17 protein-coding genes are annotated in these 16197 nt (G+C 46.8%); 1 reads left to right on the top strand and 16 read right to left on the bottom strand.

Annotation, left to right across the window (positions count from 1 at the left end):
- Position 1 precedes the first annotated feature (1 nt).
- The 16 genes from udk to QOL74_RS06190 form a co-directional block, all read right to left on the bottom strand.
- The gene (gene udk / locus QOL74_RS06115) at positions 2 to 622 is read right to left on the bottom strand and encodes a uridine kinase (RefSeq protein ID WP_283408555.1); all 621 of its coding nucleotides are present in this window, start codon (positions 620 to 622) and stop codon (positions 2 to 4) included.
- The gene (locus QOL74_RS06120) at positions 619 to 1884 is read right to left on the bottom strand and encodes a peptidase U32 family protein (RefSeq protein WP_283408556.1); all 1266 of its coding nucleotides are present in this window, start codon (positions 1882 to 1884) and stop codon (positions 619 to 621) included. The genes udk and QOL74_RS06120 overlap by 4 nt, the downstream gene beginning before the upstream one ends.
- Positions 1885 to 1898: 14 nt before the next feature.
- Positions 1899 to 2564, bottom strand: a complete 666-nt coding sequence (locus tag QOL74_RS06125) for an O-methyltransferase (RefSeq protein ID WP_283408557.1) — start codon at positions 2562 to 2564, stop codon at positions 1899 to 1901.
- A 26-nt stretch (positions 2565 to 2590) separates the two neighbouring features.
- Positions 2591 to 3187: a LysO family transporter gene (locus QOL74_RS06130; protein WP_283408558.1), complete on the bottom strand. Its 597-nt coding sequence runs from the start codon at positions 3185 to 3187 to the stop codon at positions 2591 to 2593.
- Positions 3184 to 3474: a DUF340 domain-containing protein gene (locus tag QOL74_RS06135; protein WP_283408559.1), complete on the bottom strand. Its 291-nt coding sequence runs from the start codon at positions 3472 to 3474 to the stop codon at positions 3184 to 3186. Before QOL74_RS06135 ends, QOL74_RS06130 begins: the two co-directional genes overlap by 4 nt.
- 205 nt (positions 3475 to 3679) lie before the next feature.
- Positions 3680 to 5539 carry a ribonuclease J gene (locus tag QOL74_RS06140; protein ID WP_283408560.1) on the bottom strand — a complete coding sequence of 620 codons (1860 nt, stop codon included), beginning with the start codon at positions 5537 to 5539 and terminating at the stop codon, positions 3680 to 3682.
- Positions 5540 to 5599: 60 nt separating this feature from the next.
- A complete protein-coding gene (locus tag QOL74_RS06145) occupies positions 5600 to 6034 on the bottom strand; it encodes a Fur family transcriptional regulator (RefSeq protein WP_283408561.1) in 435 nt (144 codons plus the stop codon).
- Positions 6035 to 6205: 171 nt separating this feature from the next.
- The gene (locus tag QOL74_RS06150; RefSeq protein ID WP_283408562.1) at positions 6206 to 6508 is read right to left on the bottom strand and encodes a DUF1292 domain-containing protein; all 303 of its coding nucleotides are present in this window, start codon (positions 6506 to 6508) and stop codon (positions 6206 to 6208) included.
- A 40-nt stretch (positions 6509 to 6548) separates the two neighbouring features.
- Positions 6549 to 6974, bottom strand: a complete 426-nt coding sequence (ruvX, locus tag QOL74_RS06155) for a Holliday junction resolvase RuvX (RefSeq protein WP_283408563.1) — start codon at positions 6972 to 6974, stop codon at positions 6549 to 6551.
- Between the two features lie 32 nt (positions 6975 to 7006).
- Complete coding sequence (locus QOL74_RS06160) at positions 7007 to 7969, bottom strand: aldo/keto reductase (RefSeq protein ID WP_283408564.1); 963 nt, start codon at positions 7967 to 7969, stop codon at positions 7007 to 7009.
- Positions 7966 to 8235 carry an IreB family regulatory phosphoprotein gene (locus QOL74_RS06165; protein WP_283408565.1) on the bottom strand — a complete coding sequence of 90 codons (270 nt, stop codon included), beginning with the start codon at positions 8233 to 8235 and terminating at the stop codon, positions 7966 to 7968. The genes QOL74_RS06160 and QOL74_RS06165 overlap by 4 nt, the downstream gene beginning before the upstream one ends.
- A 29-nt stretch (positions 8236 to 8264) precedes the next feature.
- A complete protein-coding gene (alaS, locus tag QOL74_RS06170) occupies positions 8265 to 10910 on the bottom strand; it encodes an alanine--tRNA ligase (RefSeq protein ID WP_283408566.1) in 2646 nt (881 codons plus the stop codon).
- A 107-nt stretch (positions 10911 to 11017) separates the two neighbouring features.
- A complete protein-coding gene (gene mnmA, locus QOL74_RS06175) occupies positions 11018 to 12118 on the bottom strand; it encodes a tRNA 2-thiouridine(34) synthase MnmA (protein ID WP_283408567.1) in 1101 nt (366 codons plus the stop codon).
- A gap of 80 nt (positions 12119 to 12198) precedes the next feature.
- A complete protein-coding gene (nifU, locus tag QOL74_RS06180; RefSeq protein WP_346771730.1) occupies positions 12199 to 12645 on the bottom strand; it encodes a Fe-S cluster assembly scaffold protein NifU in 447 nt (148 codons plus the stop codon).
- Complete coding sequence (gene nifS / locus QOL74_RS06185; RefSeq protein WP_283408569.1) at positions 12645 to 13820, bottom strand: cysteine desulfurase NifS; 1176 nt, start codon at positions 13818 to 13820, stop codon at positions 12645 to 12647. Before nifS ends, nifU begins: the two co-directional genes overlap by 1 nt.
- Positions 13821 to 13824: 4 nt before the next feature.
- On the bottom strand, positions 13825 to 14274 hold the full coding sequence (locus QOL74_RS06190; protein WP_283408570.1) for an RrF2 family transcriptional regulator: 450 nt from the start codon (positions 14272 to 14274) through the stop codon (positions 13825 to 13827).
- A 219-nt stretch (positions 14275 to 14493) separates the two neighbouring features.
- Here QOL74_RS06190 and QOL74_RS06195 point away from each other — a divergent pair, with 219 nt between their 5' ends.
- Positions 14494 to 16146 carry a M20/M25/M40 family metallo-hydrolase gene (locus tag QOL74_RS06195; protein WP_283408571.1) on the top strand — a complete coding sequence of 551 codons (1653 nt, stop codon included), beginning with the start codon at positions 14494 to 14496 and terminating at the stop codon, positions 16144 to 16146.
- Positions 16147 to 16197: the final 51 nt, after the last annotated feature.

Below are 16197 nucleotides of genomic sequence, written 5' to 3' on the forward strand. Positions count from 1 at the left end.
CTTAATCTTCAAGAATGGCCTTGATTTTCGTGACGATGATATCAATGGCCACCTGGTTTTTACCACCCTCAGGGATAATAATGTCTGCATATTTTTTATTGGGCTCCACAAACTGGAGATGTGCCGGTCGAACGGTGGTCATGTACTGGTTGATGACTGAATCAAGAGAACGCCCCCGTTCTTTGATATCTCTCATGATACGGCGAATGATCCGCACATCGGCATCGGTGTCGACAAAAATTTTGATGTCCATCAGTTCCCGCAAATCAGGGTCATCAAAAAGCAGAATGCCTTCTAAGATGATAATGTTTCGGGACTCAATCGTGAGAGTTTCTTTCTTACGTGTATGGCGTTCGAAATCATACTGGGGCATTTCAATGGATTCACCATTTTGAAGGGCTTTCAGGTGACGCGTGAGGAGATCTGTTTCAAAAGAAAAAGGATGGTCGTAATTGACTTTGATGCGTTCTTCCAGAGGCAGATGGTCTTGGTTCTTGTAATAGGCATCTTGAGGAATGATGGCAATACTCTGTTCTGGCAGGTGTTTCAGAATTTGACGGGAAACGGTGCTTTTGCCGGAACCGGTGCCGCCGGTAATCCCGATGAGAATGGGCTTGCTCATTTCGCTGCCTCCTTTACCCTTCGTTCTTTTCGAATCAGTGCTTCGGGGACCACTTCAAACGGGACCTGAAAAGTGACAATTTGCTGGGGGTGAGGAGCCTGTTCAATTGACTCACCTGCTTCATTTTTCAGTTTTGTGATGGTGAAGCGTTGCAATACCCGGTGTGGTGCAATGATTTCCACTTCGTCGCCTTCAAAAAATCGGTTTCGTTGTTCGGCGGTGGCTGTCATGGTGTGCGGATCGAAGTCGATTATTTTGGCAATGAAATCATAGCTGCGGCTCTGGTCGGTATCCTCATATATGTGGTCTTCAGGCCCCGGAGCATCAAAGTAAAATCCTGTGGTAAAGGGGCGATGGCTTGCTTTCGACAGTTCCTGCATCCACGTTGGATCTGGTACCCAGTTGTCAGGATCGGTCAGGTAAGCATCCAATGCCATGCGGTATGCCCTTACCACTGTGGCAACGTAATGGACGGTTTTCATGCGTCCTTCGATTTTCAGACTGGTGATGCCTGCCTTGATAAGTTGGGGCAAGTGCTGGATCAGACAGAGATCTTTGGAATGAAAAATATATGTGCCCGTCGCATCTTCGTATACAGGCATGTATTCTCCAGGACGTTTCTCTTCCACCAGGTGGTATTTCCAGCGGCAGGGATGCGCACATTCTCCCCGGTTGGCGTCTCGCTGAATCATGTAGTTACTCAACAGGCAGCGGCCTGAATAGGAAATACACATGGCACCGTGAATAAAGGCTTCCAATTCAAGGGTGGCTGGTACCTCTTTTCGAATCTGGGCTATTTCCTGGAGACTCAATTCACGTGCAAGCACCACCCGCTGGGCACCCAGCCGGTGCCAAAATTTCAGCGACTGGCTGTTGGTGGTGTTTGCCTGTGTGCTGATATGAATTGGTATTTGGGGTGCCAGTTCCTGCACCATATCAAAGGTACCGGGGTCAGAAACGATAAATGCATCCAGCGGTATATGGCTGATGGTATTCAGGTACTCCGGCAGTTCTTTCAGATCGTCTTCATGAGGAATGATATTCAGGGTCAGGTAAACCTTAGCTCCATGACCATGGGCAAAGGCAACCCCTTCTTCCAGCTGACTGACGCTGAAATTTTTGGCAGCTGCCCGCAGTCCGAAAACCTGGCCTCCCAGATACACGGCGTCTGCTCCATAAATGACAGCGGTTTTTAATCGTTCCAGATCACCGGCAGGTGCCAGCAGTTCAATTGATGGTGGTGGTTTCAGAAGATGAGTCATGGGATCCCCCGTTATTATAGATTTGATGATGTTTCGTTCAGTTTCAGACTGATGGCAAGGCCGTCGCCTATGGGTAATAAGCTGGTTTGGAGTTGTGGGTGACTGGTAATGGTTTTCAGGTAGTTGCGCATACGCGTCACGATGGTCTTTTTTCGCCGCTTCACCATGGCATCGCTGGCCACCATGCCTCTAAACAGCACATTGTCGGAAATCAACAGGCCGCCCGGTTTCAATAATTTAAGACAGTGCTCCAGCATCTGATGATAGTGTCCCTTGGCACCGTCAAGAAAAATCATATCCACTGGTTCGGTGAGGCAAGGAAGGATTTCTGTCGCGTCACCGGGCATTACTTTAATCTGTTGGGAACAGCCAGCCTCTTCAATATAACATCTTGCAGTATCAATCAGGTGCGGATCTCTTTCGATGGTAATCAGCCTGCAGTTTGGACCGGCGGCATAGCAAAACAGAATAGCTGAGTAGCCAATGGCTGTGCCTACTTCGAGAAGGTATTGGCTGCGGGTCGTTTTAATGAGTGTTTCCATCAGTGAAGCCACTTCCGGTGTAATGATGGGGATCTTCTGGTTTTGTGCCTCCTGCTCTAGCCTGTTGAGTATGCCTGAGCGTTGAGGTAGTAATGTCTTTAAATAATCTTCCACATAGGGTTGTGTAATAGGGTTCATCAAATAACTCCTTTTGTACTTTCTGGTTACCCGAAAGTCATTAGAAAGGGTACCAGTACCGGCACAATGGCTGTCAGAACAACACCGGTAATAAAAGCAATGATGGCCACATTGCCATCTGTCGAACGGGAAATAATGGGCAGGGTTACATCCATACTGGTGGCGCCGGCAGGGGCTATGCTTTCCAGTTTTCCGATATAACGAGCGACAAAGGGGATGGATACCAGTGCCATCACTTCTCTGGAAATATTTGTTATGAAGGCGAGCGTTCCCAGCTGGGCACTATGTTTTGAAAGCTCTATAGCCGAAAAGGAATACCAGCCAAAACCAGCTCCCACAGCACCCGCCTGATACCAGGGTATATGGAGGAGCAACCCGCCTGCCATGGTTCCCAGCACACTGCCGAGAGCTACCATAAAGGGTACCAGGAGAATGCGAAAACCCATTTCCCGGATCTTTTTCAATAAGTCTCCTTGACGTCCCACATCAATGCCTACAAAAAACAGTAGCAGGCACAGACCAAAAGTAATGAGACTGCCCATGTGGGGAATAATGGTGGGGGGGATCACCAGGATACCGGCACCAATGCCCAGAGCAACTGCAATGAAAATAGCGATGGTCATCTTGAGTCTCCTTTTCGATGAAGAATGTGAGCAGAAACCATCTTAACGCCTATGACACTGAAGATAATCGAAAAACCAGCCAATACCACTGCCTGTAGCCCGATGGTAGCGAAAGATGCGATCACTGTTTCGTCAAGGCCAATATTCACACCCATGATGAATAATAAGAGTAACAAAGCGCCACTCTGAAAAAAATCCAGCCGGTTCAGGATGGATGGTTTTAACATGCGGCGGTAACCGATGAAGCCGCCGGCCACAATAATGACCAGGTACAATAAAATATCCAAACAGCACGCCTCCATTTCGAAAGTCTCAGGTAATTATATCGCAGGCGCAAGTTTCCAGCAATAGGGAATGCGGTATGTTACCATACATTCACGTGAACGCTGATATTTGAGAACATATGTATAAGGAGGCAATCTCGTTTCCCTGTGGGAATCGTGATGCCTCCTGTGGTTGGTTGTTTTGTGGTTGGTTGTTTAATGTATGGTATTAAACTTCCATAATGATGGGGAGAATCATGGGACGGCGCTGGGTTTTGTGATACAGGAAATCTTTCAGACCGTCACGAATGCCGTTCTTGAGCTGGGCCCATTCTTTGACGCCCCGCTGTTCCATTTGGTCAAGTGATTTTTGAACGACTATGCGGGCTTCTTCCATCAAATCTTCTGATTCGCGCACATAGACAAATCCTCTGGAAATGATATCGGGTCCGGCGACGACTTTGGCTTCGCTGCGATCCATGGTGACGACAACCACCATCAAACCATCTTCGGCCAAATGCTTGCGGTCACGAAGGACGATACTGCCTACATCACCCACACCCAGGCCATCCACCAAAATCGGACCTGCCTGAACCTTGCCGGTGATTTTTCCTTCTATCTGGTCAAGCTCCAACACCTGTCCATTTTGCATGGTAAACACATTTTCTTCAGGCATGCCCAGGCTCATGGCCAGATTGGCATGCTGCTTCAAATGTCTGTACTCTCCATGAACGGGTATAAAGTACTTGGGGCGTACCAGGTTGTGCATCAACTTTAATTCTTCCTGGCAGGCGTGCCCGGAGGTATGCACCTCAGCCAGAGAATCATAAATTACATTTGCTCCCTTTTCAAAGAGTTGGTTGATAACTCGGCTGACGGTTTTTTCATTGCCAGGAATGGGTGAGGCGGAGAAGATCACCAGATCTCCTGCCTGTATATCCAGTTTTCTGTGTTCGCCGGAAGACATGCGGCTCAGCGCAGCCATGGGTTCTCCCTGGCTTCCGGTAGTTAAAAGCACCAGCTGATCATCCCGGTATTCATCCATGTCTCGAAGATCGATGACAAGACCTTCGGGCACGTTCATGACACCCAGCTCACTGGCAACAGCAAAAACATTGAGCATGCTGCGACCGTTAATGACCACTTTACGGTTAAATTTTTGTGCTGTGTTAATAATAATCTGCAGCCGGTGAATATTGGATGAGAACGTGGCTACGATAATACGGCTTTTGCAGTTCATAAAAGCATTCTCAAGGGATTTGCGTACATTTTGCTCTGAGATAGTGGCGCCGGGGCGTTCAACATTGGTACTATCAGCCAACATTAACAATACGCCCTTTTCCCCAAGATCTGCAAACTTATGAAGATCCATCACCTGTCCATCTACAGGCGTGTAATCAATTTTAAAATCTCCTGTATGAAGAATGGTGCCGATATCGGTATGCACTGCAATGGCAAAGGCGTCAGGAATACTGTGTGTGGTTCGTATCGGTTCAATTTTAAAGACGCCCAGCTGGAATGTTTCATCACCCTTGATGCGTTGCATACGCACATTGTTCAGTCGGTGTTCTTTGAACTTAACTTCCAGGAGTCCCAAGGCCAGACGGGGGCCATAAATGGGAACGTTAATCTGTTTTAGCAGGTAAGGAATGGCACCAATATGGTCTTCGTGACCGTGGGTAATGACCACGCCTCTTATTTTCTCTTGGTTTTTCACCAGATATGTCATGTCGGGAATGACAATATCGATGCCCAGCATTTCATCATCAGGAAAACTGAGACCGCAGTCGATGATGAGAATTTCATTTTTGTATTCCACCAGGGTCAGGTTTTTTCCGATTTCTTTTAGACCGCCAAGAGGAATAATTTTTATTTTTTCTCCGCCTGGTTCTGGCACCGGCACCGGTTGAGCTTTCGCCGGGCGTTTCTTTTTCTTTGCTGGTGACACTTTTGATGTTGTTGCTGTTGAAATGTCTGCTGCTACTGTGGATGCATTTTTTTCAACAGGCTGTTCTTTCGGTTTGTCTGATTGGGTGGGTCGTTTAAACCACTTCTTTTTTTTCTTTGGTTTCGTTGTTGTATCTGTCATATTAATTCCTTTCTGTTTTCGCGCACACAAATACAGGCAGTCCCATATCTTTAAGATGGACTACCTGCATTTGGAGCATAATCCGAAAAATTTGACTTTATGGTCTGTGATTGTAAACTGATACTTGTTGGTAATCTCTTCTTCCAGCGGATCCAAAAGGTCTTCCCCGACTTCAATGATGGCTCCGCAGTTCTGGCAAATCAGGTGATGATGCTGGTGATCTTCTTTGTGATTGTTAAACTCGTACCGACTGCATCCATCATCCAGATTGATCTTCAGGATCAAACCCATTTCATCAAGGATCTGCAACGTTCGATATACCGTCGCCAGTCCAATGTCCGGGCATTGGGTTTTCACCAGGTCATAGATCTCTTCTGTATTGAGATGCTGCCCCTGATTTTCCATGATAATATTTAAAACTGCCCTGCGCTGCGGGGTCAGTTTATATCCTTTTTCTTTTAGTAATGTTTTTAATTGATCCAGAGGATTTTCCATATTTTCACCTGCTTCCATCAGGTTCTGTGCCTGATGATTCTCATATAATAATCATTTCAAATCTTATTATAACGGTTTGACCCATAGTTGTCAAATGAAAGTGGGGAAAACACTGCAGGCGGAACTCAGCTAATGAATCCGCCTGCAGTGTTTGGATGTGCAGACAATATGTTAGCTTTCTTCTGTTTCCATTTCATCCAACATGGTTTCGTATGCAGCGGCAACCTGTTCAAACTCATCGTCATCTTCAACTGCTACCAGCATCACCTGTTCTTCATCATTGGGATCCTGTTCCATGCGGAAAATGTAGGCATCTTCATCTTCGTCAGCGTCGACGGGCAAAAGAATGGCATATTCCTGGTCTTCCATTTCCATGGTCATAATGATCTCGAAATCTTGTTCTTCTCCATTTTCATCCACCAGGGTAACAATGTGTTCATCGTGATTGTGATCATGTTCGTGGTCATGGGTCATATTTCTTACCTCCTTTGGGATTTGGTTGTCAATTCACTTTTCATCTATTTAAAAAATCCAGATACCCCTGCAGTATACAGACTGCTGCTGCAGTATCAATGATTTTTTTTCTTTTGCTTCGTCTCAAATCTGCTTCTATAAGGGAGCGTTCGGCCATTTTTGTTGTCAGACGCTCGTCCCATTCTGTGATCTCGCAGCTTATTTCTGGGTGAAGCTGTTCTATAAAATGACGCACTTTTTCTGCTTGCGGCCCAATGGTGCCATTCATATTTTTGGGCAGGCCCACCACCAGACGCGTAACTTCGTACTGCTGGATGATGGTTTTTAAGGCGTCGATATCGACTTCGAGGGTATCCCTGCGGATGGTGTGCAAGCCCTGTGCCGTCCAACCCATAGGATCGCTGATTGCCATTCCGATGGTTTTGTCACCAACGTCAAGGGCTAGAATGCGTTTAAAAGGTTCCATAGTGTTCTCCTTTTGTGTGGTTGAATAACGGCTTATAAGACCTTAATGCAGAATTCTGGGCAATCCACCACACAATAACTGCATAGAATGCACCGACTGTGATCCACAACTGCCTGCCCATTAATAATGGAGAGCGCTTTCTGACGGCATCGTTTGATGCAGTTTCCGCATCCCCGGCACTCGTCTCCCAAGTGAAGTTTTCTTTTCCTGGACATCGCTGCCTCGCGGGCAGACCTGGTGAGTGGCAAATTATTTGCCATCAGGCAGTTGGCGTTGATTTCTGCCTGTGACTGCATACCCACTGCCACAGCATCCAGTAATGGGTGTTCGAGAGAGAATCGCAGGGCCTCTTCGTAGTTGCCCAGCAAATGGCCACCGCCCAGAGGTTTCATCCCCACAATTGCTTTTCCCGCAGCCTGTGCTGTCTGAAGAGCCTGGGTCATTTCGTCAATACCCCCGTCTTGAATTCCCAGGCCAGATGGGTTGAAAATGGGAAAAATCACCTGTAACTGAGGATAATGAAGGCTTGCAGTCACAGTCGCGATGCGGTGTGTGGAAAACCCCACAGCACGAATAATGCCCCTGTCTTTCAAGCGCATGTATTCCTGTAGTGCATCTCCGTGCCCCTGCAGGGTGTGAAGGCTCTCCTGCTCATGCATCAACATGATATCCAGGTAATGGGTTCCCATTTCTTCCAGAGCTTCTTCCACTGCTTCTCTGGCGGTTTCTGTTGACCAGGCGTATGACTTGGTCATGATAACCACATTCTCACGGCGCACCTGCTTTAGCAAGTACCGGAGATGGGGGTAAGTACCATATAGCTGTGCCGTATCAAAAAAAGTGATACCTTGTTGGTAAGCGTGACACAACAGGCGGCCGCCAGCCTCAGGTGTCATGTTTCGCTGAAGGGGGCCCAGTGTCAGGGTTCCGTAACAAAGCCTGGAAACCCTGATTTGCGTCTTGCCTAACGCATGCTGGGAAACCGGCGAAATCATTTCTGGTTCATATGGTGCTTTATATAGCTGTTAAGCAGCTCTTCCAGTATTTCATCCCGTTCAATTTTACGAATCTGGCTGCGTGCACCGCCATGACTGGTGATGTAGGACGGATCTCCTGAAAGAATATACCCAATAAACTGATTGGCAGGATTATAGCCCTTTTCTTCCAATGCCTGGTAAACCTGTGTGATGATTTCCCGGGCCTGGTCTTTTTTGTCCTGTTCAAGACTGAAACGCATGGTATTATTCATTTGATCACTCATCACTGATTCCTCCTTTGATAAAACTGCTTTTACGCTAAAGCCTGCTGAATCATTTCCATGGCACGGGAAAGGGCTTCAGGGATTTTATCGGGTTTTTTACCACCGGCCTGGGCCATGTCAGGCCTGCCGCCGCCGCCGCCACCTGTGATAGCAGCGACTTCTTTTACCAGTTTTCCGGCATGGAGGCCCTTTTCAACCAGATCTTTCGAAAGGGTGGCCATGATGTGAACTTTATCTTCCTCATGTGAAGCAAGTAATATTGCTGCCGAACCTGCTTTTTCTTTGATGCGGTCTCCCAGTTCCCGAAGTGCGTCCATTGACTGACCTTCAAGAGAAGTGATCACCACAGCCGTTTGTCCAATGGTGACTGCATTCTGAAGCAAATCACCCTGCTGGTCTTTCATTTGTTCCTGTTTCATTTTTTGAATCAGTTGATCCTTCTCCCGGCTCTCCTGAATCATTTCATCCAGTCGAGGGAGCAGCCGCTCATGGCGGGTTTTCAGCATAGAAGCCATGGTTTGTAGTGTTTCCTGATGCTGTTTGAAGAGGCGGTATGCACCGGTGCCTGTAACGGCTTCAATACGCCTCACGCCTGAAGCAATGCCGCTTTCGCCAAGAATCAGCAACATGCCGATTTCGCCACTGTTGTTGACATGGGTGCCGCCACAAAGTTCAAGGCTGAAATCACCGGTTTTCACAACACGCACCGTCTCGCCGTATTTGGCATCAAACAAGGCTTCAGCTCCCAGTGAACGGGCCTTTTCAATAGAGGTTTCCATGATTTGAACCGGGAGTGATCGCTGAATTTGTTGGTTGACAATGGTTTCAACCGTTTCAAGCTCTTCTGCGGTCATGGGTTCAAAATGGTTAAAGTCAAATCGGAGGCGTTCTGGAGTAACCAGAGATCCGGCTTGTTGCACATGTTCTCCCAGTATATGTTTAAGAGCTTTATGCAACAGATGGGTTGCAGTGTGATTCCGGGCTGTATCGGCTCGACGCTCGGAAGTAACAATGGCCTGCAGCGTATCTCCCACGGCTATCTGCCCCTGGTCGGCCTCAACAACATGGTAGATCACTTCCCCGCTTCCCTTTCGGGTATCAACCACACGTCCTATGAAAGCGGCACCTTTTAAAACACCCTGATCTCCCACCTGCCCGCCACCCTCTCCGTAAAACGGAGTTTGGTCCAAGAGAACGAACATCGTCGTTCCTTTTTCGGCAAGACCTCTTTCAACAGATGCTCCTTCTTGAATGAGAGCGGTAACAGTGGCAGATACAGCGAGACTGCCATAACCGACAAAACTGGTTTGAGGCACTGCTGTCAGTACGGTTAACGGATCTTCTTTCCAGCCTACAGCGCCGGCTTCACTGCGGGCATTTCGGGCACGTGTTTTTTGTTGTTCCATTTCTGCTTTAAAGGCTGGTTCATCAACGGTCATACCTGTTTCTTCAAGAATCTCTTTGGTTAGATCAAGGGGGAACCCAAATGTATCGTAGAGACGAAAAGCCTGAGAGCCGCTAAGAACTTGCTGGCCTTCCGATTTCATCATTTCAATGTAATCACCGAGCATTTCGCTGCCCTGATGAATGGTTTCCAGAAAACGGTCCTCTTCCACCAGTATCACTTTACGAATCGTCTCTTGTTTTTCCATCAGCTCCGGGTATCCGGAATGGAATTTTTCGACAACTTTATCCATCAGCTGATACAGGAAGGCCTGGTTAAGTCCCAGAAGCTTTCCATGCCGGGCAGCCCGGCGCAACAGCCGACGCAACACATAGCCCCTGCCCTCGTTGCTGGGCAGTATGCCATCGCTGATCATAAAGGTGATGGAACGTATATGGTCTGTAATGATGCGAATGGATATATCATGTTGATGATTTTCCCCATAAGTGACACCTGAACGTTCACAGACATTGTCGAGAATTACCCGCATGCCGTCTATTTCAAAAATGGAATCAACTTCCTGCAACATACAGGCTACGCGTTCCAGGCCCATTCCGGTATCGATATTGGGATTAGGCAATGGTGTATAGTTACCGGCTTCATCTTTGTTGAACTGGGTGAAAACAAGATTCCAGTATTCCACATAGCGGTCACACTCGCAGCCGGGCTTACAGGCAGCATCACCGCAGCCATATTTTTCTCCCCGGTCAAAGTAAAGCTCAGAGCAGGGACCACAGGGGCCCAGTCCAATCTCCCAGAAGTTATCTTCTTTGCCAAGACGCACAATGCGTTCTTCGGGCAGGCCCACTTCCTGGCGCCACAGATGAAAGGCTTCATCATCATCTTCATAAATCGATGCCCAGATACGTTCCGGTGGAAGTTTCAGATGCTCCAGTGAAAACTCCCAGCTCCATCGTATGGCTTCTTTTTTGAAATAATCACCGAAAGAAAAATTTCCCAGCATTTCAAAAAAAGTGGCGTGCCGGGCGGTTTTGCCAACGTTCTCTATATCGCCTGTTCGTATACATTTTTGACTGGTGGCCATTCTATTTTTGGGGGGAACCTGTGTGCCTGCAAAAAAAGGCTTTAATGGCGCCATACCGGAGTTAATCAGAAGCAGGCTATTGTCATCTTTAGGTATCAGGGAAAAACTGGGGCGCACCAAATGATCTTTTGACTCAAAAAATTCAAGAAAGGCTTGACGAATTTCATTGATCCCTTTTTTCTCCATGTTGATCCTCCTTTTGTGGCACCATTATATCACGGGGCAGGGGTTTCCTGCATCTGATTCATGTAAAAAAGTGGTAGTGATGCTTCTGCGACAGATTCAGGCATCCTTTATCGGATACGTGACTGAATGATACCGCCACCGATCACCGTATCACCATCATACAATACCACCGACTGACCTGGTGATATGGCTTTTTGAGGCTCATTAAATATAACTTCTAATTTTCCACTGTTTGTTATGTTGGCAACACCCGGAACCGGACTGGCATTGTATCTGATTTTGATGGTCACAGGATGGTTGATCGGCAGGGTGTCCCAGGGAATAAAATTCAGATCTTCGGCCAGCAACCCTCGAGCCATTAGATTTTCCAGATTGCCTATATGAACTTCCTTTTCAGCCGGAAGAATATCTGTCACATACACCGGTTTTCCCATGGCCAGACCCAATCCTTTTCGTTGTCCCACCGTGTAGTGAATAATTCCCTTGTGGGTTCCGACGGTATGTCCATTTTGATCTTTGAAGAGTCCTGTTTCAGTTATCTGACCGTCGTAAGCTTCGATGAATTTTCCGTACTGATTGTCGGGCACAAAACAAATTTCCTGACTTTCAGGCTTGCTGGCCACAGGGAGGTTAAGCTCTTGGGCTATGCGCCGAACTTCTTCTTTGTGGTAGTTTCCAAGAGGCATCAGCGTTCGCTGCAGTTGTTCCTGAGTCATTTGATATAAGGCATAGGTTTGATCTTTTTTGTCAGTTACCGATTTTTTCAAAAGATAGCGCCCTGTATGGGAGTCTTGTTCGATGATGGCGTAATGGCCGGTGGCCACGTAATCACAGCCTAATTGTAAGGCGCGTCGCAACAGTTCTTCGAACTTGACATATCGGTTGCAGGCAATGCAGGGATTGGGAGTTCGCCCTGCTCTGTATTCCTTTACAAAATAGTCAATCACCGTTTCACGGAAATAATCTTTGAAATTCATCACGTAAAATGGAATGTCCAGGTGATTGGCCACTCGTCGGGCATCTTCAACGGCACTGAGGGAACAACAGCTGCTTTCAGGTGTGTTTTCTTCCACTTTTTCATCTTGCCAAATTTGCATGGTGACGCCGATGACATCATACCCCTGCTCTTTTAGCACATAGGCCGCCACTGAACTGTCTACCCCGCCGCTCATTCCCAGCAACACTTTTTTTTGATTTGTTATCTTCATACATAATTCCCCAATTCGTTATGGATCAATCAATAATGACACGCATGGACAAAGCGGAGAAGTGTCTTCTCCGCTTTAGTTTATTCTTCTTCACCGTGATCGTGATGATCTTCGTCGCCGGTGGGCGGTTGGTATCCTTTTAGACCTTCAAACTCCCGCTGGTGTCGCTGTGCGAAATCAAACATGGCACTTTTGATGGCTTCTTCTGCCAGAACAGAGCAATGCATCTTTACCGGCGGGAGACCATCAAGAGCATCTGCAACAGCCCGGTTGGATAATGCAAGTGCTTCGTCAATGGTTTTTCCTTTGATGAGTTCGGTGGCCATACTGGAAGATGCGATGGCACTGCCACATCCAAAGGTTTTAAACTTCACATCCACAATAACATCATTTTCAATCTTGAAATACATTTTCATGATGTCGCCACATTTGGGATTACCTACCTGACCAATGGCATCAGCATCAGCAATTTCGCCTACGTTGCGGGGGTTGGTAAAATGTTCCATGACTTTTTCGCTGTACATGATTAACGGTTGCCCTCCTTAACCTGTTCATATAGGGGTGACATGTCACGCAGTCGCTGCACAATGGGTGGCAGTTGCTCCACGACATAATCAATTTCTTCTTGTGTTGTCATATCTCCCAACGTTAACCGAAGTGACCCGTGGGCGATTTCATGACTAAGACCAATGGCCAGCAACACATGGGAAGGATCCAGTGACCCGGAGGTGCAGGCAGACCCGCTGGATGCGCCTATTCCCACCATATCCAGACTTAAAAGCATGGATTCTCCTTCAATAAATTCAAAGCTGAGATTCACATTATTGCACAATCGTCTTTCTGGATGACCATTGAGTCGGGTATAGGGAATGGTTTCCATCAAACGATTCTTCAAATTATCCCGGAGTGCTGTCAGGCGTTGGTCGTGGGCTTCCACATCGGTATAGGCAAGTTCAGCCGCTTTTCCAAAACCCACAATACCCGCAATATTTTCGGTGCCGGCCCGCTTCTTTTTTTCCTGGCCGCCGCCGTGTATCAGGTTGTGTATGCGTACACCCTTACGAAGATAGAGAGCACCCACACCTTTGGGACCATATAACTTGTGGGCGGAGATTGAAATCATGTCAACAGGAAGTTGCTTGGTATCCATCACCAGATGCCCGTAAGTCTGTACTGCATCTGTATGAAACAGCACACGATGTTCCCTGGCAATGCGGCCGATTTCTTCGATGGGCTGAATGGTTCCAATTTCATTGTTGGCATACATAACACTGATGAGAATAGTATCACTTTTAATGGCATTTTTCAAGTCTTCCAGTGAAATCAAGCCGCTTTCATCCACTGGCAGATAGGTAACCTGAAAGCCTTCTTTTTCAAGATATTCGCAAGCATGCAACACCGCATGGTGCTCAATGGCTGTGGTGATGATATGGCGCCCTTTTGACTGAAGTGCATAAGCAGTGCCTTTAATGGCCCAGTTATCTGCCTCTGATCCACCGCCGGTAAAAAAAATCTCGTCAGGACTGGCATTCAGGGTTTTGGCAATCTGATCACGGGCAACATCAACCGCCTTGCGGCTTTCACGCCCAAAACGATGAAGACTTGAAGGGTTACCATACTGTTGTGTCAGAAAAGGCATCATGGCTTCCAACACTTCGGGTTTTACTGGTGTGGTGGCACTATAATCCAGGTATACGTTCATGAGATCACTCCTTTGGATGATTAGATGTGGGTGCATGGAGATGAAGCTGTTCTTCAATCATGTGTTGCAGCGTCATGGCATCAATGACATCATGAATACTCACACGAATTTTTTCCCATACGCTCCGGGTGACACATTCATCTGCCAGTCGGCACCGGGGAGCTTCAGGGTCGGCGACACACTCTGCAGGTGCCAGAGGACCTTCCAGTGCCAGCAATACCTGCGCCACTGTCACCTGATCAGGCGGACGAAGCATCAAATAACCGCCCTGGGCGCCACGGACACTTTTAACCAGGCCGGCTTTTCTAAGTATAGCAATAAGTTGTTCCAAATAATTTTCTGGAATGCACTGCCTTTCGGCAATGATTTTAAGCGGGATGGGACCCTTTCCATAATGAAGCCCCAGCTCGAACATGGCCTTTAATCCATAGCGGCCGCGTGTGGAGAGAATCATGATATGCCTCCGTTCTATCCATTACAATATCTACAGTATAGAATACCCGACTAAATTTGTCAACATTCCTTTGATTGTTTAGTTCAATGGTTTTGGCATGCTCCTTGCTTACTTAATTAACAAATGATTTTAACAGAGCGTAACTGATTGATTGATTCTTGTGAACTTCGCCACCGAAAAACTGCGGCTTAAAATTCGAATGACAAAGGAGCGTCTATCATGCTGAAGCGCATTCAGGAAAACACTGAAAAGTACACCCTTGAACTAACTCGTATCCCCAGCGCTGTGGAAACTGACGGCGAGACAGAAATTGCACGACATATTTTTGAATTATTGAAAAACGAACCATATTTTCAGGAACATCCGGAACAGTTGTTTCTGCAAAAACTGCAGCAACACAGCACCGATCAGCGTCGCAATGTCATTGCTTACGTGAAAGGCGGTAACGGCGAACACCGTAAAACCGTTATTTTGCTGGGACATATTGACACGGTGGGTATTGAAGATTACAGAGATTTGAAGCATATTGCCAATAATCCTCCGGCTCTTGAAGAAGCATTGAAACAGATGACACTGAGCGATGAAGTCAAGCGCGACCTGGAAAGTGGTGAGTGGGTTTTTGGACGCGGTATTTTTGACATGAAATGTGGTGTGGCGGCAAATTTGGCCACTACACTGGAAGCTGCGCGTAACCCGGACCTTTTCAATGGCAATGTGATCTTTTTAGGGGTACCTGATGAAGAAGGGAACTCAGCAGGTATGCTCAGCGCTTTAAAATTACTGAATGCCATTCGAAAAAAAGATGATCTCGAGTATGTGGCAGTGCTTGACACAGATTATATGACTTCTCGTTATGAAGGTGATGAGAACCGATATATCTATGTGGGAACCATCGGCAAGTTGCTTCCCTCCTTTTACATCGTTGGAAAAGAAACCCATGTAGGCCAAAGTTTTGGCGGTTTGGATCCCAACGAACTCTCTTCAGAACTGGTTCGCGAAATAAATTTGTGCAAGGATCTTTGCGATGTTGCCGATGGCGAAGTGACAGTTCCTCCCATCACATTAAAGCAAAAAGACCTTAAGCAGGACTATTCGGTTCAAATTGCCAAATCTGCACACTTATATTTTAATTATCCAACTCATGCCAGTGAACCCGATGAGGTTATGGATAAGCTTGTTATAAAAGCAGAAAAAGCCTTCAATCAAGTTATTCACCGTCTGAATGATAACTATCGGGAATATTGCAGAATGAGCGAGATTCCTTTCCAAAACCTGCCCTGGAAAACCAAGGTGTATACATTTGATGCTCTGTATCGCAAGCTCGAAGCCGAACTGGGAGACAAAATGAAGCAACGTCTTGCTGCATTGAAACGTCGTCTTGATCCAGAAACAATGGACGACAGGGCATACAGCCTGGCGGTTGTCGAGGAAATATGCAAAATGAACCCTGATTCAGACCCGATGATCATCGTCTATTTTGCGCCGCCTTATTACCCGCATATGTACATCAATGGCAAAGATGATCGGGAACGTCGCCTGCTGGAAGCTTTAAATAACAGTGCGGCGAAAGTTCAGCCAAAAATAAGCGAACCACTTAAACTGCGAAAGTTTTACCCCTATATTTCTGATTTAAGTTTTTGCAGTGTAACCGAAAATCAGGATACGATTAACAAACTGATTACCAATATGCCGGCTTGGCCTGAAAAGTATGAGCTGCCCATTGACGAAATGCGCGCCTTTGATGTACCGGTGGCCAACATTGGTCCTTTTGGAAAAGATGCTCACCAGTTTACGGAAAGACTACACAAACCTTTCTCCTTTGAAGTTATGCCTGAATTGCTTTTCGAAACAATTCATGATCTATTTCGCTAAATATTTTCAAACAAGTGCCCGGCAAACTCTTTCTAATTTTTCAATAGAGTT

Origin of the sequence: Anoxynatronum buryatiense, from assembly GCF_900182905.1 — a bacterium.
GTDB classification, from domain to species: domain Bacteria; phylum Bacillota; class Clostridia; order Peptostreptococcales; family Tindalliaceae; genus Anoxynatronum; species Anoxynatronum buryatiense.

Coding starts and splice junctions, on each gene's coding strand:
- udk (WP_283408555.1), bottom strand. CDS start 622: ATGAGCAAGCCCATTCTCATCGGGATTACCGGCGGCACCGGTTCCGGC.
- QOL74_RS06120 (WP_283408556.1), bottom strand. CDS start 1,884: ATGACTCATCTTCTGAAACCACCACCATCAATTGAACTGCTGGCACCT.
- QOL74_RS06125 (WP_283408557.1), bottom strand. CDS start 2,564: ATGAACCCTATTACACAACCCTATGTGGAAGATTATTTAAAGACATTA.
- QOL74_RS06130 (WP_283408558.1), bottom strand. CDS start 3,187: ATGACCATCGCTATTTTCATTGCAGTTGCTCTGGGCATTGGTGCCGGT.
- QOL74_RS06140 (WP_283408560.1), bottom strand. CDS start 5,539: ATGACAGATACAACAACGAAACCAAAGAAAAAAAAGAAGTGGTTTAAA.
- QOL74_RS06145 (WP_283408561.1), bottom strand. CDS start 6,034: ATGGAAAATCCTCTGGATCAATTAAAAACATTACTAAAAGAAAAAGGA.
- QOL74_RS06150 (WP_283408562.1), bottom strand. CDS start 6,508: ATGACCCATGACCACGAACATGATCACAATCACGATGAACACATTGTT.
- ruvX (WP_283408563.1), bottom strand. CDS start 6,974: ATGGAACCTTTTAAACGCATTCTAGCCCTTGACGTTGGTGACAAAACC.
- QOL74_RS06160 (WP_283408564.1), bottom strand. CDS start 7,969: ATGATTTCGCCGGTTTCCCAGCATGCGTTAGGCAAGACGCAAATCAGG.
- QOL74_RS06165 (WP_283408565.1), bottom strand. CDS start 8,235: ATGAGTGATCAAATGAATAATACCATGCGTTTCAGTCTTGAACAGGAC.
- alaS (WP_283408566.1), bottom strand. CDS start 10,910: ATGGAGAAAAAAGGGATCAATGAAATTCGTCAAGCCTTTCTTGAATTT.
- mnmA (WP_283408567.1), bottom strand. CDS start 12,118: ATGAAGATAACAAATCAAAAAAAAGTGTTGCTGGGAATGAGCGGCGGG.
- nifS (WP_283408569.1), bottom strand. CDS start 13,820: ATGAACGTATACCTGGATTATAGTGCCACCACACCAGTAAAACCCGAA.
- QOL74_RS06190 (WP_283408570.1), bottom strand. CDS start 14,274: ATGATTCTCTCCACACGCGGCCGCTATGGATTAAAGGCCATGTTCGAG.
- QOL74_RS06195 (WP_283408571.1), top strand. CDS start 14,494: ATGCTGAAGCGCATTCAGGAAAACACTGAAAAGTACACCCTTGAACTA.